This window comes from Halomonas sp. MCCC 1A11062 (genome assembly GCF_021404355.1).
Classification (GTDB): Bacteria; Pseudomonadota; Gammaproteobacteria; order Pseudomonadales; family Halomonadaceae; genus Halomonas; species Halomonas aerodenitrificans.
The window spans coordinates 19118-38424 of the sequence record NZ_JABFTW010000034.1 but is presented as its reverse complement, the minus strand read 5'-3'; the positions used below and the strand labels follow the sequence as shown (position 1 = coordinate 38424).

Sequence of the window (19307 nt, the reverse complement as noted above, 5' to 3'; positions counted from 1 at the left end):
AAAGTTGAATGACCGTCCCCGAAAGCGGCTCGGTTATCGGACACCGGCACAGGTGTTTTTGGGTGAATACTCAGGAGCCCTCAACACCGCAGGTGCTGCGCTTATTACTTGAATTCAGGGTAAACAACGAACCATCTCCGGTTTGCCATGGTCGCTCCTGGCGGCAAACCGGTCTCCCAACCCAAGGGAGGCACACCGCTGGGTTCAGGAGTGTAGCCCAGGATCTCCTGAGAGTATGCGATGAAGGCGGCACAGGCTGGCTTCGACACGCTGATCATCTTATTCCCAAGGCGAAGGAATGATCCCCTCATCAATCCGTCGCTGAGTCTGGCTGCGAAAGGTCGCCGGATCTCCCACCACCTCCTCGGCCCACGCCGACTCCACGATTGGTGCATGGAAGTCCCGGCTGCGGTCGCTGCCGCAAGCGCGGCAGCGAGCCCGCCACCAGACTTTGGCTTCCCCCCTACCGGAGAAGCCAACCATAAGATAATGGCGGTAATCAGGCAGCGGATAGTCCCGGTACCACTGCTGCAGCAAAGCATCCGTATCCGGCAGTGCCAGATCGATTTCGTAGAAGGTCTGGGTACGGTAGGAGAACCAGCGCGCCTGTACCGAGGTGGGAGCGGTTACCGGATGCGCCAGGTTGATATACGATCCGCTGCTCGGGGGGAATACTCGAAACCGGCGTTGAGATTGCCAGCAGGCGAGCGCCAGGTGTCATCGAAGGCCAACTCTTCTACCCAAACTGGCCACCACCGAATGGCTGTACGGTAAAGTCGTAGCGCCTAGGCTCCGCCTCGCAGGCAACGGTCAACAGCAGCAGTGCCAGCAACAGCCCCAGGCGGGCTATCCATGACCTAGGCATCCTGCGGCTCCTCCTGCGGGGCCGTTACCGGCGCTTCATGGCGATTGGGGAAGACCCGGCGCACACCGCTGGGCTCCAAGGCGTGCACTAGGTTCTCCTGGCGGTGCGAGGTAGCCAGAATCACCACGGCGAGGGAAATACACCTTCGTTGACGTACTCTTCGATGTGCTCACGGTACCAGTCAGGGTTCCCCTCTGCCGCCTCGGCCCACGCCGACTCCACGATTGGCGCATGGAAGTCCCGGCTGCGGTCGCTGCCGCAAGCGCGGCAGCGAGCCCGCCACCAGACATAGACCTCACCTTCACCAGAGAAGCCAGCCATAAGATTATGGCGGTAATCGGATGGCGGATAGTCGCGATACCACCGTTGCAGCAGGGCATCCATATCCGGCAGATCCAGATCGATCTCGTAGAAGGTCTGGGTGCGATAGGAGAACCAGCGGGCCTGCACGGAAGACGGAGCGGGCATGGGCCGAGGCAAGCCGGCAGTTGCTCCCCCTGTGGGAGGCCGCTTATCGAAACCTCCTCCCAGATTTCCTCCTGGCGACCACCAGGCATGGTCGAAGGTCAATTCTTCCACCCATACCGGCCAACCCGTGGGACCACCATTGAGCTGTATCGCAAAGTCGTAGCGCCTAGGCTCCGCCTCGCAGGCGGCACTCAATAGCAGCAGTGCCAACAACAGCCCCCGTCCCAGGCGGGCTATCCATGACCTAGGCATCCTGAGGCTCCTGCGGGGCCGTTACCGGCGCTTCGTGGCGATTGGGGAAGACCCGGCGCACACCGCTGGGCTCCGGCGCATGGGCCAGACTTTCCTGGCGGAGGCGGTGCGAAGTATGGATGTAGCCGGCGAAGTGCTCGTGCGATATGTCCAGCATCCACTGCTGGCCGCGTCGCCTGCCGCCTTCCCACCACTCATCGATCAGGGTTTGCAGCTCAGTGGGAATGGCATGATCCGGATTCGATGGTAGCAGGGGCCTCAAAGGCACCCATGCTCGCTTCGCCTCTTCGTACATTTGGTGCAGGGCGTAGATGGCCAGCTCCTTGCGCGTGGCGCGGCGTTCGATCTCGAGCACGTCCCTGCCATCCACACGAATGTCGAGCCCTCTGGCCTGCGCCTCCGCCTGAGCTCGGCGAATCGTCTCCCCATTGGCCCCCAGCCCAGCACGGCGCCGCACGATCAGCTCCTCATGATTGGCAAAGCCCAGTTCCAGGTTGGGATTTTCATAGCCGCCGCCGATATCGGAGTGTACTCCTGGTAGGACAATTTCGGCGAAGTTACCGGGGTGGTTGCCCTGGGCATCGGCAATGCTGCTGAGCGGGAAGTTACGGCGAATCTCGTGATGGGCGGTGAGCTGCACCACGCGGGCGGCACTGCCCGAGGCGATATAGAGATCGAAATCGAGATTACGGGCAGTGCCGGGCCAGTAGAAGCTGCCCACGGTATCGAACAGCCCGACGAAGCGCACCTGCGGAAAGGGAACCGGCCTAGGCGGAAAGGCCAGGATGCGGCGCAGCGGTGGTTGATAGCCTGGCCTGTCGAGGCGGAAGTCCGGTACCAGAAGCGTTTCCGACCAGCGATGGATCAGGTTGACGAAGTGCCGGGCCAAGGCCGCGCCACGGCTGAAGCCGAACACATCGAAGGTGACCGTGGCATCCGGGTTGTCCTCCAGAATCTCGCGGACATCAGTCAGCGCCTGTTCGATACGCGCATGACCACCCTCCGGACCCACACCCGTGCCCAGCCCAGCGAGGTCTTCGGAGACCACAAAGCCATCCTCGCTCTCCCGGCCGGTAATGGTCCCCACGCCATGGACATAGACTCGATAGTAATCACCGTCATCACCATCATACCGATACAGATCGTACAGCTTGGCCACGTTGGTGATATCGCGATCGGACAACTGCCGGTCATTGAACATGTTGTTGCCGGTGCCGTCGAAGAACACACCGATCTGCAGGTTACGCTGCGGTGCGGGTGGCGTTTCCGGCACCGGTGGCGGGGTGGAGAGCTTCGGCTCGGGAGCGGGCGTGGGGCGCGCCACACCAACGTCACCGAAGCGTTGCAGCGAGGCCACGGCCTGCGGCCCCAGCCCCCGGGCATTCAGGCGCTCGAGGTTCCATTCGATCAGGCTCGTGGAGCCCGGCAGATATGTCCCGGATAGATTCGGGCGCCACTGCTCGCCGTTCCACACGACCAACGGGGAGGAGGGACGGTCGAAACTGTCATTCAAGACCAGCAGCAGATCACCCTCCTTGACCGCCTTGACGATCTTTCGGATCGCCACTTCCTTGTCCGGGTACAGACCGTAGCCACCCGCCCTTTTATACAACGAGGAGAGGGTTTCCCGGCCAGACTCCCTCGATAGCTTGCTCTCGACCTTGCTCGCGGCAAGTGAGGGCAACTCGATGAAGGGAAGGTCGATATCCCTGACGTCATGACCACGAATGAGCTTCCAGAACATTGCCCGCCTCTCCTATCCCTGGCTTTCCATGAAAGGAAAGTGGATTAGGGTATCCAGATGGTGTAGGACGCCGCTATGGACAATTTCCTACAATGACCATGGCCAATGGATTAATTCGCTAGACGAACATTGCCCTGACGGGACCAGTACAACCCCATTGAGGTAATGAAAAAGGCATGACAGCGCCAGCACCCGAAAACGATGTTAGCCGATCACTTGGCCCGCATCGCCGGCGCCTTGATGGGTGGGCCGGCCTAGCCGGCGTCGCCTTCGCCGGGCTTTCGCTCCCGCCCTCTCTCAGCCCCCTCTTCGCCCGAGCCGGCTTCGTCGGCACGGGCGAAAGCCTCGATGACCTGCGCCACCACCTTGCGCTGCTCTACCGGCAGCGCCAGGTAGCGCTGCAGCACACGACGCTCCTCGGCGCCGACCGACGCCTCCCAAACGCCGTGGGGCTCGCTCACCCGATAGTTACCATGCTCGCCGAAGCGCAGCGTCTGCGGTTCGACTCCTAGCCACTCGGCCAGTACTTGCAACTTCTCTTGCTGAGGCAGGGTTTCGCCGCACAGCCAACGCCTCACGCCTTGTAGCGTGACGGGCTTGCCCCAGTAGCGCAGATTGAACTCTCGTTCGAGCACGGCAGGGCGCGGTTCGTAGCCGGCGGCACGCATGGCGGCGGCCAGACGCTCGGCAAAGGCGGTCTTTTCATTCATCGGTGGAATGTGCCGCGCGCGCCGGGGCTACAGTTGAACCAATGGTTGATGCAATAAAACAACAAATGGTTTACTTTCATCATGTCAGAGGCCCTCGTACGCCCGCCAACCATCCCGGATGGCCTGGCGCACCGCAGGGAGGACGGCAGCCACCCGCTGCCGGCGATACCACAGGGAACCCTCATGCCGGACTCGCTTGATAAGGAACTCGATGCGAGCATCTACCCATCCGTGCCATCGACCGTGGATGCGGTACAGCCGCACGGCTGTCTCATCGCTTTCGACAACGATTGGCAAAGCGTGCGCCTGGTGAGCGCCAATCTCTCATGTTTCTTCGGCGTTTCGGCCAGCGAAGCGCTCGGACGGCGCCCGGAACAGGTGCTGGGGGCCGACACCGCAACGGCTCTGGCACGCACCTTGGCCAAGGGAGCACCCGGCATGACGGTCCCCTCGGGCCAAGCGGATGTGGCCTCGCAGCATCTCTATGTCTCCACGCGTGTATCCGGACAATATGTCATTCTGGAAGTGGAGCCCCTGGCGACAGATAGCCACGACCTGCCGGGGCTCGGCCATGCCTGGAGCTCCCGCCTCGCCCGGGCCGGCAACCTCCATGAACTACATGCCCAATTGCTGCGGGCGCTGCAGGCCCTGAGCGGCTTCGAATCCTGCACGCTGCATAGCCATGAGTATGGCGGAGATGGCATGCGGCGGGGCCAGGAAGGCATGCGCCTGGAGCCTTTTCCCAGCACCGTTGAGCATCGTATCGACACACCCTTGATGCTGGTCGACAGTAGGGCGAAACCGGTCGAGCTGTTGGCGATACCTGGACCGCTGCCCGCCCCATCGCCCTGCTCACTGCGACTGCCTCCCCCAAGGCTGGGGGGCTGGCTGAAAGGCCGACAGGCGCGTGCGGCACTCATCCTCGCTCTGCACGGGACGACCCCGGGCCAAAGCCTGGTGGTTTGTCGGGACCGGCAACCACGCCATCTCCCCCCGCCCCTGCGCCACCTGCTGCAACAGTTGGTTCAACTGGCTGCGCTACGCGGAGCGCTACTGCACGAGAAGCGCGAAACCAAGCACCGCTACCGCCTGCTGCACGAGCGCAATACCAAACTTCAGTGGCTGGCCTACACCGATCCGTTGACCCAGGTGGCGAACCGCCATCGCATCGAGCAGGTACTCGAGGCCGAGCTGACACTGGCCAGCCGCAACGCCAAGCCCCTGGCCCTGCTGCTGTTCGACGTCGACCATTTCAAGCCGATCAACGATACCCACGGCCATGAAGTGGGAGATCGCGTGTTGTACCAAGTAGCCCAGCAGACCCGGATGCAGCTGCGCGAGGGCGACCACCTGGGCCGCTGGGGCGGCGAGGAGTTCATCGTCGTGGTGCCCGGCTGCGACCTGGCTCGGGCTCAGGAGCTGGCCTGGCGCCTGTGTCAGGCTCTTGCCGGCTCCACCATCGAACCGGTCGGCCAGGTCACGGCCAGCTTCGGTGTTGCCGTCAGCCAGCCCGGCGACACCTCGCGCAAGCTGGTACAGCGTGCCGACCGCGCCATGTATCGCGCCAAACGGGCGGGGCGTGCCTGTGTCAGGACCCAGGAGATCGACGAGTGATGCGCGTCACTCTCCCTGGCACGCCAGCAGCCGGCGCATGGCCGCTGTCGGCTGTTCGAGCTTCTCGTAGCGCCGGCTGGCATCGTAGCTGACATTGAAGGCGTCGAAGTAGTCGTCCAGCACTTGTGCCGCTTGTTCGTCGCCACTCTGCCGCAGCAGCTCGGCGGCCACCTCGGCGGTGCATAGATGGGCCTGGGAGGCGGGCTTGCGCAGCCGATAGCGAGTCAGTCGCGTCGTCGCCAACGGCAGCACCGGCAAGCGGTCGAGATAGGGACTCTTGCGGAAGATGCGCCTCGCCTGGCGCCAGGTGCCGTCCAGCAGGATGAATACCGGCGTCCTGCCGCTGGCCTTGACCTCACCGACTACGGCCATGTCCACTACGCGATCGGCATAGTCCGGCTGGTCGTCTGGGAAGATCACGAAGGGGGCGAAGCGTGGGTCGTCGAGCAACGCCAGCAGGCGCTCGTCCGGCGTCGTGCGATACCAGGTGAACACCTCGGTATCCGGCAGCACGTCGCGGATCAGGCGCCCGGTATTGGTCGGCTTGAGATGCTCCAGCGGATGCGTGACCAACCAGACCCGCGCCTCGCTCTCGGCGTTGACCCGGTAAGGGCAGAGGCAGTTGAGCACCGGCAGATTGCAGCCGGGGCAGCGCTCGGTGAAGCTGCCCCGCGCCTTGAACTCACGCCTCGGCGGGCGGGAATGACCGGTTGCGGGGTCATGGTAATGCCCGGCCTCGGGGGCGCGGTCGGCAAGGTCGGCCTGGCCAGTCTCATCCAGCATCATCACGTATCCAGGGGCGGCGGGTGCGGCATTCTAGCATCCTGACGCTCACCCCAGCAGGGTTTCCGGTACCCACAGCCGTCCCTCACGCCGCCAGTAACGCACCAGCTCCGGCACCCCCTTACCGGCGGGCTGGCTGATGCGAAACACGCCAGGCGGCGCCAGCGCCGCGGCCTCGGGGTCCACCAGCACGCTGGGCGCGTCGAGCGGCGTATGTTCGAGCAGCGAGGCCGCCGGCATCACGGCCAGCGAGGTGCCCACCACCAGCAGCATGTCCGCCTCGGCGACGATCTCGCAGGCCTCGCCGAAGTGCGGCACGCTCTCGCCGAACCACACCACGTCGGGGCGCAGCTGACTGCCCTTGTCGCAGATGTCGCCTAGCTCGATGCCGCCGCGGGGCAGCGGATACTGCATGCGGGCATCCACCGTGGAGCGTGCCTTGAGGATCTCACCGTGCAGGTGCAGCACGTTGCGCGAACCGGCACGCTCGTGCAGGTCGTCGATGTTCTGGGTAATGATGCTGACGCGAAAGCCCTGGCGCTCGAGATCCGCCAGGGCCTTGTGCGCGGCGTTGGGGCGTGCCCGGCGCACCTGCTCGCGGCGCAGGTTGTAGAAGTTCAGCACGCGCGCCGTATCACGCCGCCAGGCCTGGGGCGTGGCGACCTCCTCGATGGGATGCTCGGCCCACAGTCCATCGCCGGCGCGAAAGGTCTGGATGCCGCTCTCGGCACTGATGCCCGAGCCGGTGAAGACCACCAGGTGGGGTCGCCTTGGGTCTGACATGTCTCTCCTCAGGTCAACGCGCCGCCACTGGGCGCGCGTTCAATACACCAGACCGTTCTCCTCGCTGGCGCTGAAGCGCTGCTTGTTGCGATAGGGATAGACGTCGATTACCCGCCCATCGAGGATCGCCTGCTGCACGCTCTTCCAGTAGTCGGCATCGAACAGCTCGGGGTGGAGCTGGTAGAAGAGCTTGCGCAGCTTGAGATCGGCAAACAGGAACGGTCCGAACTCCTCGGGGAAAATATCATTCGGCCCCACCGAGTACCAAGGTTCGCTGGAGAGCTCCTGCTCCGGGTACATCGGCTCGGGAATGTGACGGAAGTTGCACTCGGTGAGATAGCACACCTCGTCGTAGTCGTAGAAGATTACCCGGCCGTGGCGGGTCACGCCGAAGTTCTTCAGCAGCATGTCGCCGGGGAAGATGTTGGCTGCCGCCATCTGCTTGATGGCGTTGCCGTAGTCCTTGAGCACCGCGTGGGTCTCTTCCTCGCTGCACTGCTCCAGGTAGAGGTTGAGCGGCGTCATCATGCGCTCGGTGTAACAGTGCTTGATGAGCACCTTGTCGCCTCTGAGCTGCACGGTGGAAGGCGCCACCTCGAGAAGATGTTCGAGGCACTCCGGGGCGAAGTGATCCTTGCGTGCAATGAAGTTGGAGAACTCCTGGGTGTCGGCCATGCGCCCGACCCGGTCGTGGCGCTTCACCAGCCGGTACTTCTCGCGCACGGTGTCGCGGCTCATCTCCTTGGAGGGGTCGAAGCGGTCCTTGATGATCTTGAACACGGTACGAAACGAGGGCAGCACGAATACCGCCATGACCATGCCGCGCACGCCCGGCGCGATGATGAACTTGTCCTCGCGCCTGGCCACCTGGCGGTTCAGCGCACGGAAGAACTCGGTCTTGCCATGCTTGAAGAAGCCGATGGCGGAATAGAGCTCGCCCGCCGGCTTGTCGGGCATCAGCTGCTGCAGATAGTCGACGAACTCCCCCGGCACCCGCACCTTCACCTGAAAGTAGGCGCGGGTGAAGGAGAAGATGATCGAGACCTCATCCGACTCGATCAGCACGGTATCGAGATGCAGCCCCTCCCCCTGCTCATGCAGGATCGGCAGCACCAGCGGCACCTGGGTGCCGTCGCCGTGAATCCGCCCCACCAGATAGGCGCCCTTGTTGCGATAGAACACGCTCTTGAGCAGCTCGACCTCAGCATCCGGGGCGTCGAGCAGGACCTGAGGCAGGTGTCCGCTCAGGAACTCGCCTCCCAGACGCGCGTCACGCTCCAGATCTTCGAAGGGAGTCTCGAACGGTGCCTCGACGAGCGCCCAGCGAATCGCCGCCTCCCAGTCGCCATTCACCTGCAAGCGGCGACACGGCTCCAGGCCCGAGTGGTGGGCCGCCGCATCCCGCGAGCTATAGACGAACATCCAGTCGTTGCGGATATGACGGTGATGGAAGATCGAACAGAACAGCGAGTTGAAGTAGGTCTCGGCCAGCTCGTAGTCGAGCCGCTCGCTGATCATTTCGGCATAGTGATTGCGCGCCTCACGCCAGCACTCGCAGTGGGTCAGGTCGTCCTCGTCCAGAGCCCGCTTCAGCCGCCCCAGGGTCTCGCCGACCTTCTCCTCGTAGAGGTTGATGCGTTCGGCCGAGGCCTGCTGCGCCTCGCGCCAGGCGGCGTCGCGAAAGCGCCGGCTGGCATCGGCGGTGATCTCCTTGAAGCGGGTACGGTACTCGTCGAAGCCGTGCAGAATGGTCGCGGCAAGGCGATAGGCGGGGGAATGCTTCATGGCAGACTCCGAGCGACGTTATTCGACAGCTTCGCCAATTCTCGTTCGGGATGCGAGCCGACCATGGTGGTGGCGGCTGTAGTTTCGCAACAGCCGAGGTAACACGAACGTGATCTCAATGAAACGATTTCGTCATCGAGCATTGGCAGGGTAGGGCCACCAATAAATGCCCAATTCCAACCATTCGAGGTGACTCATGTTCAAGCTCGTTCTCCCCTTTGCCGCCCTTGGCCTAATGGCCGCCGCCACTCAGGCTCAAGCAGCAGAATCTTGCCCCGCCACCCTGCGCTTCGCCGATACAGGTATAGAGGGCACCGAGGAGCTCCAGCGCGCATTCAGCGACTTCGTCGAGGAAGTTGAGTCGCGCCTGAGCGTCAATGTAGAGTTTTTCCCTGTAGGCAACCGTACTACCGCTATCAACGCCCTGCGCTTCGAGCAAGTCGATATCGTACTGGCCGGCCCCTCGGAATACGTGCTGATGGCCGAGCGTGTCGATGGCGTCCAGCCCATCACCGCCATCGTACGACCTGAATATTACTCCGTGTTCATCGCCGCCTCCGACAGCGGCATAGAATCGCTGGAGGATCTGCGCGGCAAGCATGTGGCCATGAAGGATCATGGTTCCACTACTGGCCATATCATGCCCAGCTACATGCTGCACAAAGCCGGCCTGGACATTGACCGCGACTTGCAGATCTCGCTGCTCGACGGTGCTCGCATGCAGGCCTTGGCTTCCGGCGAAGTAGATGCCGTGGGTACCGGCGTTCGCGACTTTGCCCCCTTTGCCTCCCGCCACGGTGAGGATAGTTATCGCATCATCGAGCGTGGCCAGGATATGCCGGGCGACCCCATAGTGGCCGGTCCGCATATATCCGCCGACTGCGTCAGTGAAATCCGGGAGGCCTTCATGGCTGACCCGGAGGGCCTGTTGCAGGCGATCCTCTCCCCAGGCGAGCGCGACAAGTACATCGGCGCCGAAATGGTTCGCGTGAATGACGCGGAGTACGACGTGGTGCGCGAATCCTACGCCCTGCTGGGTCTCAACGACTGAGTGTGAGCCATATGCAAGTGACAGTAAGCGACCTGACCAAGGTCTACCCGGACGGCACTCGTGCCATCGACGGACTGTCGTTCGAGGTGGCTCCCGGAGAGGGCGTGGTGATCCTCGGCCACAACGGCTGCGGCAAGTCGACTTTGATGAAGTGTCTGACCGGTCTCGAGCGCCCCACGACGGGGCGCCTCGAGCTGGATGGCGTAGACCTCACCCGGGCCTCCCGTCGTCAGCTGCGCCCGCTGCGTCAGCGTATTGGCTGCGTATTCCAGAAGTTCAACATGGTTGGCAACCTCTCGGTACTGCAGAACGTGCTGTTCGGCCTGATGGGTCACCGCGGCATCCTCGCAAGCCACGCGCTGACCGCCAGTCGTGAGTCGCGCATGGCGGCCATGGGAGCCCTGGAGCGAGTCAGTCTCGCCCACCTGGCAGCGCGCCGCACCGACACCCTCTCCGGTGGACAGCAACAACGCGTAGCCATCGCCCGCATGCTGATGCAGGACGCTGAGATCGTGCTTGCCGACGAGCCGGTGGCAAGCCTCGACCCCAAGACCGGCCGCGAGGTCATGGAACTGCTGTGGTCGGTGGTACGCGAGCGCGGCATGATCGTGCTCTGCGTGCTGCACCAAATCGAACTCGCCCGCGAGTTCGGCGACCGACTGATCGGGCTCAAGCAGGGCCACCTGGCCTTCGACCAGCCGAGCACTGCCGTCAGCGATAACGACATCACGGCCCTCTATCAAATCGACAACCAGCAGGAGGCCGAAGCGGATGACCGTACCTTCGTCCCGACACAGCGCACCGCCCAGGCTTGAGCGCCCTTCCGCCATTGCCTTTATTCTGCTGATCGGGTTGGCTGCCTTCTTCCTGACCGGCCTGCAAGGCGCCAATATCAATCCGGAGCGGCTGATCCGGGGCGTCTCCAACCTGGGCACCTTCTTCGGCGAGGCGATGCCGCCGAATTTCTCGCGCTGGGACGTGATTGCCACCGCCATGCTGGAGACCTTCCAGATGGCTATCGTCGGGGTAGTGTTCGGAGTCATCCTTAGCCTACCAATGGCCCTGCTGTGTGCGCGCAACACCAGCCCGCACCCTGTCGTCCGGGTCATCTCACGCAATATCGTCGCGACTCTGCGCACCGTGCCGGATCTGGTATGGGCGCTGATATTCGTGGTGGCCGTGGGGCTCGGTCCCCTGGCGGGCATTCTTGCCATCATCATGGACACCATCGGCTTCTGTGCGCGCTTCTTCTCCGAGCGTATCGAGGAAGTCGACCCTGGCCCGGGCCAGGCACTGGCCGCCACCGGCGCCTCGCGTAGCGGCGTGATATGCGGGGCCATCCTGCCGGAGTGCACTCCCTCCTTCGTTGCCACCAGCCTGTTTTCGGTGGAGAAAGCGGTACGCAGCGCCGTGGTGCTTGGACTGGTGGGCGCCGGTGGTATCGGCGTGGAGCTCTCGGCCTCGATGAACCTGTTCCGCTACGACCAAGCCCTGACCGTCATTCTCGCGATCCTCGTGGTCGTGATCGGCGTCGAGCAGATCAGCGCCTGGATCCGCAAGCGGGTGATCTGAGCGACGCGCCTTTCTTCCAAGGCCGCCGACTGGCGGCCTTTTTATTTTTTGGCAGTTACAGAAAATTCTCTTAAAAAGTTGCGAATACAACATCTGACATAATCACATCAAATCATGACCACAACCATCTAAAAAACCAGGATAAAAACAGAAAAATCACGCCTGACAATATAGCCATAAAAAAACGACAACGACATTAACAAACGGGAAACACAGAAGTAACACTCAAGCATTAGCCTTAATCCTGTCGAATCACGCGACCTCATAATGAGACCTAACCCTTCGCCAAGGACAGGTGAATAAGATCCCAAAACGACAGGCAACACTCATGAATCTTTGGAAGAATATGCCCTTGGCTCGCTCCGTGGCTCTGGTAGCAGTTGTGGCGGGGGCTTCCGCCTCCCAGATGGCCGTAGCCAGTGAAGATGCCCTTCTCGAACGCCTGATGGAACGAGGTGTGCTTACCCAGCAAGACGTGGATGAACTCCGTGCCGAAACCCAAGACGATCAGGCCGCTGCCCAGCAGCCAACCCGAGAGGATGGACTGCAGTACGAACCCCAAGAGGGCTTGCAGCAGGATGATGTCAACGTTCAAGTACGACGTTTCGGGGTAGAGACGGCCGACGGCAGCGATCGCTTTCGGATACGCGGCCGCTTGATGCTCGATGCCGCCCACGTCGGTGATAATGTAGATACTACCGATGACCATCGCATTGGTGAAGGTAACCTTGCCGATACTGGCACTATTATTCGGCGCGCCAGGCTGGGCGCCCTAGGCCTATTTCATGATGATTGGGAGTGGCAGCTAGAAGTGGACTTCCGCGATGAGGAGGTACGCTTCGCCAATGCCTACATCGCCTATTTGATGGATAATGGTCGCCTGGCATTCGGCCATTTCAAGGAGCCTTTCAGCCTCGAAAGCTCTACCAGCTCGCGTCGCATTTCATTCCTCGAGCGGGCCACACCCATTGATGCCTATCGACCTAGCCGAAGCCTGGGGGTTATGTACGAGACGCTGCAGCCGGATTGGTACGCTGCGCTGGGGCTTTTCGGTGGAGATGGCGTTGGACGAAACCGTGACGTATCCGAGGGATATGCGCTCTCTGGTCGCGCCAGCATCGCCCCGGTCAATGAAGACAATGTCTTCGTGCATCTTGGCGTCTCCGGCAACTATCGAAAAAATGCCCGTGACGAAGATGATGGCGAGTATGAAGACGTTCGCATGCGCAGCCGTCTTGGCACTCGAGCCATTGATGGCCGCATCATCGGTCGGCGCGACATGGAGGCCGTTAGCGACTTCACTACAACTAACCTTGAGTTCGCTGCTGGCCATGGACCCTTCTCGGTTCAGGCAGAGTACATTCGCCAGGATCTCAGCCGGGACGCCAACGACCCCAACTTCTCCTCCGGCGAAGTCGACAGCATGACCATGGACGGCTGGTATGCCCAAGCGGGCGTCTTCCTGACCGGTGAATCGCGTAACTACCGAGCATTTAGCGGCGATTTTGGCCGCGTTACGCCGCACCGTCCCTTCAATCCTTCACAGGGACACTGGGGGGCCTTTGAGCTACTCGGACGCTATGCCACCGCGGATCATACCGAACATCATGCGCCTCGCGGCAGACAGCAGGTCGATCACTGGACACTGGGGCTCAACTGGTACCTCCAGCCCGAGATCATCGCCAAGTTCAACGTTATGTATATCGACGCCGAAGCCGGTGATGAAAGCTTGGACGATGGCGTCAAGGAGTGGGATAGCTGGGTGCTCGGCGCACGTCTGCAGTACGAATTCTAGGCTCTCAGCACCAACATGACGGTTCGGGCACAGGGAGGTGCCCGATGACAAGCGTCATCCTCGTGTCACATCACTGACATCTTTCCCCTCTAGGTTGGGGCTTTCATGCAAGAGAGGCACCCTGACATGCCCACCCCTGCGCTCCGGATCGACCGCCTGCATAAGCGCTTCGGCCAAGTCGTGGCGCTCGATGGCATAGATCTCATGCTGCACAGAGGCCAGGTGCTTGCCCTGCTCGGCCCTTCCGGCTGCGGCAAGACCACACTACTACGTTGCATCGCCGGCCTCTCCGAAGCGAATGAAGGCGAGATTCATCTCGACGGCGAATGCGTTGCGGCACCGGGCCGCCATCTGAGTCCCGATGATCGCCGACTGGGCATGGTCTTTCAGGATTACGCCCTCTGGCCACACATGAGCGTGTACCAGAACGTGGCGTTTCCGCTTGAAATGCAGGGGGTGAAGGCCAACGCCCGCCGCCCCCAGGTGGAATGGGCACTCGCGCTGGTGGGACTTGCCGATTTCGCCGAGCGCACTCCCGGCGCGCTTTCGGGTGGCCAGCAACAGCGAGTCGCGCTGGCCCGGGCCATCGTGGCCAAACCGCGCTTGCTGCTGATGGACGAACCGCTCTCCAATCTCGACAAGGGCCTGCGCGAAAGCTTGGCGCTGGAGATCCGCAGCCTGATCGAGGAGCTCGGCCTGACCGCCGTCTTTGTCACCCATGATCAACACGAAGCCTTTGCTCTGGCCGACCGGGTCGCCGTGCTGCAGCAGGGCCGCCTACAGCAGGTCGACTCACCCGAAAGGCTCTTCCACACCCCGGCCACCCCAGCCATTGCCGATTTCGTGGATGCCGGCACCCTGCTCGACGCTCGGCTCGACGCCCACGGCCTTGCGATCGCCGATACCCGGCTGCCACTCGCTGCGGCCTGCGGCCATCAAGGCGAGATTCGCCTGCTGCTGCCGCGCAGGGCCCTTCACCTCTGCGCCCCCGACGATGGCCTGCTTCGCGCACGCATTACCGGTCGACTATTCCAGGGCGAGCACCTGTCGCTTCAGCTCACCCTGGCCGACGGCCGCACGCTCAAACTGCATGCACCTCATGCTCCTGAGCGCGGCTGTCTGGTAGGGGTCGGCATCGATGTCAGCGCTTTGCGTGCGTGGGATGCCAACGCAAGCCTGCTCGACCTCATACCACGCACAGGCGTGGCCACTCCAGTACCGGCTAAACCCGACCTACGCCACTCAATCGATGACTCAGGAGAATGACCGCCATGTTTCCTTTGAAACCTCTTGCCTTGGGGGTCTGCCTAATAGCCATTCCGAGCCTGGCCTCGGCGAGCGCGCTCACCGTCTACTCCGCCGGGCCCGGTGCGCTGATCGAAGACCTTGCCGCCGACTTCACCAGGGAGACGGGTATCCAGGTCAACGTCTTCCAGAGCACCACGGGCCAGGTCATGGCACGACTGGAGTCCGAGCAATCCAATCCGCTGGCGGACGTGGTGATCTCCGCCTCCTGGGACAGTGCAAAATCGCTGCATGAACAGGACCTGTTGCACCCCTACCTCTCGCCCAATGCCGAGACGGTACCTGACTTTCTCAAGTCCGAACACTACGTCGCCCAGGGCGTTTCGGCTCTGGCGCTCGTGTGGAATCGCGACAGCGATGTCCCTCAACCAGGCGATTGGAGCGATCTCACCGATGCAGCCTATCGCGATCAGGTCACCATGCCCGACCCGGCCCAGTCGGGAGCGGCATTCGAACTGATCACAGGCCTGCTCACTGCCATGGGCGATGAAGCCACTTGGTCCCTTGTCGAAGAACTCTCCGATAACGGCATGATCGTGCCCGGCCCCAATGCCCGCGCCCTCAATCCGGTGCTGCAGGGTGCCAAGTCGGTGGTGTTCGGTGCGGTAGACTACATCTCGCTTGGCCAGCAGGCCGATGGTGAGGCCATTGAGGTGATCTTTCCGACCAGCGGCACGGTCATCGCCCCTCGACCGATGATGATTCTCGCGTCTAGCCGCATGCCCAACGAGGCCGAGCGGTTCATCGACTTCGTGCTCTCCGAACAGGGGCAGGCGCGGGTCGCCGAGAGCTATCTCATGCCGGCCCGCAGCGATATCGAGGCGCTGCGTCCGACGCTCGAGGAATTGACCCTGATCGACGTGGACAGCGAGGCGATGAATGCTCAGCGCGACGTCATCCTGCAGCGCTTCCGCGAGGTCACGGGTAGTTGATGTCCGAGCGTATTGCCTGGCGCCTGCCCCGGGTCAACGGGGCTGGCGTCATCATGCTGCTGACGGCGATGGCCCTGTTGCTGCTGGTGGGGTTGCCGCTCCTCTACGTGTTACTGCAGGCCATCTTCCCCGGCTGGTCGCGTGGCGAGCTAAACGGTGCCTTCACCCTTTTCGTTCCCTTGCTCTCCGATCCGGCACTGCTCGGGCTGCTGGGCAATACCCTGCGCCTGGGTCTAGCCGTGGTGGTCGTCTGTGCCCTGCTGGCCATTCCCCTGGGTGCACTGAGAGCTTTGACCCGGGTACCCGGGGGTGCCGCCTGGGACCTGATCTTCCTGATTCCTTTCATGATCCCACCCTATATCGCGGCACTCTCCTGGATGCTGACGCTGCAGCCTCGGGGCTATGCCGAGCAGCTCACTGGGCTTTCCGGTGGCGCATTTCTGTTTTCGTTTTCCGGCATCGTCTTCGTGATGGTGCTCAACGTCTTTCCGGTGGTCTACTTCGCCGTGTCGCGCACCATGATGAGTGTCGGCGGTCGCTATGCCGCCGCGGCCCGGGTCAGCGGCGCCGGCCCCTGGCGCGCCTTCTGGCGCATCACGCTGCCGCTATCCACCCCTGGCATCGCGGCCAGTCTGCTGCTGGTTTTCGCCCTGACCATCGAGGAATTCGGGACACCGGCGACGCTGGGCGCGCAAGCTGGCTACAAGGTTCTGGTCACCGGCATTCATGAGCGCTTCTCCGACTGGCCCATCGATATCCCAGGGGCGGCAGTGTTGTCGCTGCTTCTAGTGATGCTGGCCATGGCCGCCTTCTACCTGCAGCACTGGCTGGTGACACGACGCTCCTTCGTCAGCCAGACAGGCAAGCCTGCCGCCCCGGAGAGCATCGAGCTCGGACTCTGGCGCTGGCCGGTGCTGGCGCTCTTCGGACTGGTCGGACTGATCTCGGTGGGCGTGCCGATCCTTGCCGTGCTGGCCACCGCCTTCACCGGCACCCTCTCCGGCGGGCTGACCCTGGAGAACGTTTCACTGCGCCACTTCGAGGCATTGCTGGCCAACCGCGGCGGTGCGCTGCAGGCACTTTCCACCAGCCTGGGCCTGGCCATCGGTGCCGCCGTACTCACCGGCATACTAGGGGCTCTCGTCGGCTATCTGGTGGTACGCGCACAACTGCGCGGCAAGGGCCTACTCGACCTGCTCTCGCTACTGCCCAATACCATGCCCGGCATCGTGGTCGCGGTGGGCTTGATCCTGGCCTGGAACCAAGCCTGGTGGCCGATTCAGATCTACAATACCGGTGCCATGCTGCTACTCGCCTACGCCTGCCTGTTGCTTCCCTATCCGGTGCGCTACGCCTCGGCGGCCTTCCGCCAGATGGGCGAAAGTCTGGAAGCCGCCGCGCGTGTCTGCGGCGCTGGTTTCTTTACCGCCTTCCGACGCATCCTGCTGCCCGCCCTGGCACCGAGTTTGATCGTCTCCATGCTACTGGTCTTCGCCATTGCGTCACGCGAACTGGTCGCATCACTGATGGTAGCCCCCGCCGGCATGCGCACGGTCTCGACCTTCGTCTTCGGTCAGTTCGAGCAGGGCTCTCCTGGAGTCGGCATGGCGATGAGTGCCGTGGCGATCTTCACCACCACGGCGCTGCTGGTGGCGCTGACCGTATTCAGCCGCAAGCGTCTGCCGATTGCCGGTTGAGGCGAGCGGCAGGTCCGGTCGCTGAGGCATGGCAACAGAAAAGATTCGCTATCAGGAGTGGATGGTCATGCCGCAACCATTGAGCAGTTCAACCGTGTATCTGATCCGTCACGGCCAAACGACAGGAGACATCGAGAACAGATTTGGGGGCGCCTACGACGACTACCTGACCGATCTCGGTAAAGAGCAGAGCCGCAACGTAGCGCAGGCATTACAAGACTCACCATTGGAGATCGTCTACTCGAGCTCCCTCAACCGCGCGTTGGAAACGGCAGACATCATTGCGGATTGTCTTGACGTGCCACGTGGTGTCCTCCCGGAGTTCAGGGAATGCAATCGTTACGGCATCCTGTCAGGCATGACCAAGCATGAGGCGCTACAGCATCACCCACAAGAAGTCGCCAAGCTAAAAGACCCGGAGGGGACTGTCACGGGCGCAGAATCTTATCGCGACTTCAGACAGCGGGTGACGGCTGCTTTCGAAAGACTATTTACCGACGGCGCGAAAGGAGAGATAGCCTTAGTGACTCATGGAGGCGTATTTCGTCTATTGCTCCGCGACATCCTGGGACTCGGAGAAGCCTCTGTCGGCGACTGTGCCCGGATAAAATTATGGGTTGGGCAAAAAGGAATACGCGTGATCGAACAACATGGTATCAATATTAAGTAAAACAGCACCACACATTACGCTCTTCCACTACAAAAAGCGATTCCGAACGAAGAAAGCCGACAGTTTCACTGTCGGCAAAGTAGAAACAGTACCTAAAAAAGCAACATCAAAGACGACTGCCAGTCTTACCTATCCGGCTTTGTCCGGTAGCGGAGAAAGCCGGACTCTTCAGATCGACTTAAAAGTCGTATCTAATACCAACGGTGTAGAGAAGGCTATCGTCGATATTCTCACCGCTGACATCTGCATCAAAGATTTCAGCGTAGACACGCATCGGCCTGAAGCGATAGTCGACACCGATTGCCCAAGGATTATTGCTGCTCACCTCGTCCCCGACATAGCTAATGTCATAGACATCGGCATAGATGTTCCCTTGGCCATAGTTGAAGGTTGCGCCTAGACTGAAAATCTCTTTTCTGGCGCTATCGGACGCATTGTCATTGACCGAGCCCAGCTCCTCGTAGCGGATACGAGCAGAGAAGTTGGGCAGGAACTGATACTGGGCGGCAATGCCCCAGATGTCCTCACCGGCGGCGTTGTTACTGCCGCCATTGTAGCGGGCGCCGCGGTCGGAGACATCCTTGGACTGGTTGTAGCCCGCTGCCAGGTAGAGATCGTTCCAGGTGTAGCTGAGGGCCGCTGCTGCAGACGTCGTCGAGCTATTGTCCTGGGCACCAATCACAGCGTCATTGCCGCTCAGGTGCTTGACCTGAACGTGGCCCTGAAGGCCGTTGAACACCGGCGAGGAGTAGGCCAGGGTGTCGCCACGCGAGCCCACCGAGCCGCTGTCAAGGCTGATGAATCCTTCATTCTCGTAGACATCGAACAGGCTGGAAACCGCCTGGAAGTAGACGCTATCGAAGTTCCCGATGGTCACGGTTCCCAGCTGCTGGCTTCTCAGGCCCAGGAAGCTGTTGCGGATGGTCATGGGGGAAGTGTTCTGAGCGTCCGCATTGAAGCGGAACTCCATACGCGCGAAGACGCTGAGGTCACTGTTCAATTCATGGTTGGCACGGAAGCCGAAACGAGAGCCGTTATTCTGAAACTCGCTACCGCTGACTTTCTCCGCACCTGGCGAGAGGTCCTGATTTCCTCCGCTCGTGACCATATAGTTGATACGGCCATAGACATCCACCTTGGTGCCGTCTTGGTCGTAGACCGTTGCCGCCTGGGTAATGGCAGACACCGCCAAAGCGCCAACCACAGAGGTAGCGAGGAGTGTTTTCTTGAACATGAAGGTTCCTTGATGATCTTGGGATAATTGACAAGGCGGACTCACAG

18 protein-coding genes are annotated in these 19307 nt (G+C 61.8%); 9 read left to right on the top strand and 9 right to left on the bottom strand.

The genetic code is table 11. The features are described 5' to 3' along the window. Nucleotides 1–279: 279 nt before the first annotated feature. From HOP58_RS21600 to HOP58_RS21585, 5 genes are all read right to left on the bottom strand, one after another. A complete protein-coding gene (locus tag HOP58_RS21600; RefSeq protein ID WP_234261649.1) occupies nucleotides 280–642 on the bottom strand; it encodes a DUF2931 family protein in 363 nt (120 codons plus the stop codon). 94 nt (nucleotides 643–736) lie between these two features. After that, nucleotides 737–865, bottom strand: coding sequence for a hypothetical protein (locus HOP58_RS23105; RefSeq protein WP_267963549.1), 129 nt, complete (start codon nucleotides 863–865; stop codon nucleotides 737–739). A 120-nt stretch (nucleotides 866–985) separates the two neighbouring features. Then, nucleotides 986–1585, bottom strand: a complete 600-nt coding sequence (locus HOP58_RS21595; RefSeq protein WP_234261648.1) for a DUF2931 family protein — start codon at nucleotides 1583–1585, stop codon at nucleotides 986–988. After that, on the bottom strand, nucleotides 1578–3329 hold the full coding sequence (locus HOP58_RS21590) for a DUF2235 domain-containing protein (protein WP_234261647.1): 1752 nt from the start codon (nucleotides 3327–3329) through the stop codon (nucleotides 1578–1580). Before HOP58_RS21590 ends, HOP58_RS21595 begins: the two co-directional genes overlap by 8 nt. Nucleotides 3330–3583: 254 nt before the next feature. Beyond that, the gene (locus HOP58_RS21585) at nucleotides 3584–4039 is read right to left on the bottom strand and encodes a transcriptional regulator (protein ID WP_234261646.1); all 456 of its coding nucleotides are present in this window, start codon (nucleotides 4037–4039) and stop codon (nucleotides 3584–3586) included. Nucleotides 4040–4222: 183 nt separating this feature from the next. Between HOP58_RS21585 and HOP58_RS21580 the strand changes: the two genes are divergently transcribed. Beyond that, the gene (locus HOP58_RS21580) at nucleotides 4223–5653 is read left to right on the top strand and encodes a sensor domain-containing diguanylate cyclase (RefSeq protein WP_234261645.1); all 1431 of its coding nucleotides are present in this window, start codon (nucleotides 4223–4225) and stop codon (nucleotides 5651–5653) included. A gap of 6 nt (nucleotides 5654–5659) precedes the next feature. Here the strand turns inward: HOP58_RS21580 and HOP58_RS21575 are convergent, their stop codons facing one another. From HOP58_RS21575 to aceK, 3 genes are read right to left on the bottom strand one after another with little or no spacing between them, the layout of a single operon-like run. Continuing rightward, nucleotides 5660–6436 carry a DTW domain-containing protein gene (locus HOP58_RS21575; RefSeq protein WP_234261644.1) on the bottom strand — a complete coding sequence of 259 codons (777 nt, stop codon included), beginning with the start codon at nucleotides 6434–6436 and terminating at the stop codon, nucleotides 5660–5662. 48 nt (nucleotides 6437–6484) lie between these two features. After that, nucleotides 6485–7219 (bottom strand): NAD-dependent deacylase, encoded by a 735-nt coding sequence (locus HOP58_RS21570; RefSeq protein WP_234261642.1) that lies wholly within the window; start codon nucleotides 7217–7219, stop codon nucleotides 6485–6487. A 39-nt stretch (nucleotides 7220–7258) separates the two neighbouring features. Next, complete coding sequence (aceK, locus tag HOP58_RS21565) at nucleotides 7259–9004, bottom strand: bifunctional isocitrate dehydrogenase kinase/phosphatase (RefSeq protein ID WP_234261640.1); 1746 nt, start codon at nucleotides 9002–9004, stop codon at nucleotides 7259–7261. Between the two features lie 196 nt (nucleotides 9005–9200). Between aceK and phnD the strand changes: the two genes are divergently transcribed. The 8 genes from phnD (at nucleotide 9201) to HOP58_RS21525 (ending at nucleotide 18026) form a co-directional block, all read left to right on the top strand. Beyond that, the gene (gene phnD / locus HOP58_RS21560) at nucleotides 9201–10055 is read left to right on the top strand and encodes a phosphate/phosphite/phosphonate ABC transporter substrate-binding protein (protein ID WP_010626609.1); all 855 of its coding nucleotides are present in this window, start codon (nucleotides 9201–9203) and stop codon (nucleotides 10053–10055) included. An 11-nt stretch (nucleotides 10056–10066) separates the two neighbouring features. Further along, the gene (gene phnC / locus HOP58_RS21555) at nucleotides 10067–10870 is read left to right on the top strand and encodes a phosphonate ABC transporter ATP-binding protein (RefSeq protein ID WP_234261638.1); all 804 of its coding nucleotides are present in this window, start codon (nucleotides 10067–10069) and stop codon (nucleotides 10868–10870) included. Then, a complete protein-coding gene (gene phnE / locus HOP58_RS21550; protein ID WP_010626607.1) occupies nucleotides 10827–11627 on the top strand; it encodes a phosphonate ABC transporter, permease protein PhnE in 801 nt (266 codons plus the stop codon). The genes phnC and phnE overlap by 44 nt, the downstream gene beginning before the upstream one ends. Before the next feature lie 328 nt (nucleotides 11628–11955). After that, complete coding sequence (locus tag HOP58_RS21545; protein ID WP_234261637.1) at nucleotides 11956–13422, top strand: porin; 1467 nt, start codon at nucleotides 11956–11958, stop codon at nucleotides 13420–13422. Between the two features lie 126 nt (nucleotides 13423–13548). Continuing rightward, the gene (locus tag HOP58_RS21540) at nucleotides 13549–14688 is read left to right on the top strand and encodes an ABC transporter ATP-binding protein (RefSeq protein ID WP_234261635.1); all 1140 of its coding nucleotides are present in this window, start codon (nucleotides 13549–13551) and stop codon (nucleotides 14686–14688) included. A gap of 5 nt (nucleotides 14689–14693) precedes the next feature. Beyond that, nucleotides 14694–15659 carry an ABC transporter substrate-binding protein gene (locus tag HOP58_RS21535; protein WP_234261634.1) on the top strand — a complete coding sequence of 322 codons (966 nt, stop codon included), beginning with the start codon at nucleotides 14694–14696 and terminating at the stop codon, nucleotides 15657–15659. Continuing rightward, nucleotides 15659–17356, top strand: a complete 1698-nt coding sequence (locus tag HOP58_RS21530) for an iron ABC transporter permease (protein WP_191223069.1) — start codon at nucleotides 15659–15661, stop codon at nucleotides 17354–17356. The genes HOP58_RS21535 and HOP58_RS21530 overlap by 1 nt, the downstream gene beginning before the upstream one ends. A gap of 28 nt (nucleotides 17357–17384) precedes the next feature. Continuing rightward, complete coding sequence (locus HOP58_RS21525; protein ID WP_191223068.1) at nucleotides 17385–18026, top strand: histidine phosphatase family protein; 642 nt, start codon at nucleotides 17385–17387, stop codon at nucleotides 18024–18026. 178 nt (nucleotides 18027–18204) lie between these two features. Here the strand turns inward: HOP58_RS21525 and HOP58_RS21520 are convergent, their stop codons facing one another. Beyond that, nucleotides 18205–19260, bottom strand: a complete 1056-nt coding sequence (locus tag HOP58_RS21520) for a porin (protein ID WP_234261631.1) — start codon at nucleotides 19258–19260, stop codon at nucleotides 18205–18207. Nucleotides 19261–19307 lie beyond the last annotated feature (47 nt).

Bases quoted from the DNA above. Each gene is read 5' to 3' on its own strand.
- HOP58_RS21585 (WP_234261646.1), bottom strand. From the start codon at position 4,039: ATGAATGAAAAGACCGCCTTTGCCGAGCGTCTGGCCGCCGCCATGCGT.
- phnD (WP_010626609.1), top strand. From the start codon at position 9,201: ATGTTCAAGCTCGTTCTCCCCTTTGCCGCCCTTGGCCTAATGGCCGCC.
- HOP58_RS21590 (WP_234261647.1), bottom strand. From the start codon at position 3,329: ATGTTCTGGAAGCTCATTCGTGGTCATGACGTCAGGGATATCGACCTT.
- aceK (WP_234261640.1), bottom strand. From the start codon at position 9,004: ATGAAGCATTCCCCCGCCTATCGCCTTGCCGCGACCATTCTGCACGGC.
- HOP58_RS21570 (WP_234261642.1), bottom strand. From the start codon at position 7,219: ATGTCAGACCCAAGGCGACCCCACCTGGTGGTCTTCACCGGCTCGGGC.
- HOP58_RS21580 (WP_234261645.1), top strand. From the start codon at position 4,223: ATGCCGGACTCGCTTGATAAGGAACTCGATGCGAGCATCTACCCATCC.
- phnC (WP_234261638.1), top strand. From the start codon at position 10,067: ATGCAAGTGACAGTAAGCGACCTGACCAAGGTCTACCCGGACGGCACT.
- HOP58_RS21540 (WP_234261635.1), top strand. From the start codon at position 13,549: ATGCCCACCCCTGCGCTCCGGATCGACCGCCTGCATAAGCGCTTCGGC.
- HOP58_RS23105 (WP_267963549.1), bottom strand. From the start codon at position 865: ATGCCTAGGTCATGGATAGCCCGCCTGGGGCTGTTGCTGGCACTGCTG.
- HOP58_RS21545 (WP_234261637.1), top strand. From the start codon at position 11,956: ATGAATCTTTGGAAGAATATGCCCTTGGCTCGCTCCGTGGCTCTGGTA.
- HOP58_RS21575 (WP_234261644.1), bottom strand. From the start codon at position 6,436: ATGCTGGATGAGACTGGCCAGGCCGACCTTGCCGACCGCGCCCCCGAG.
- HOP58_RS21520 (WP_234261631.1), bottom strand. From the start codon at position 19,260: ATGTTCAAGAAAACACTCCTCGCTACCTCTGTGGTTGGCGCTTTGGCG.
- HOP58_RS21595 (WP_234261648.1), bottom strand. From the start codon at position 1,585: ATGCCTAGGTCATGGATAGCCCGCCTGGGACGGGGGCTGTTGTTGGCA.
- HOP58_RS21530 (WP_191223069.1), top strand. From the start codon at position 15,659: ATGTCCGAGCGTATTGCCTGGCGCCTGCCCCGGGTCAACGGGGCTGGC.
- phnE (WP_010626607.1), top strand. From the start codon at position 10,827: ATGACCGTACCTTCGTCCCGACACAGCGCACCGCCCAGGCTTGAGCGC.
- HOP58_RS21535 (WP_234261634.1), top strand. From the start codon at position 14,694: ATGTTTCCTTTGAAACCTCTTGCCTTGGGGGTCTGCCTAATAGCCATT.
- HOP58_RS21525 (WP_191223068.1), top strand. From the start codon at position 17,385: ATGGCAACAGAAAAGATTCGCTATCAGGAGTGGATGGTCATGCCGCAA.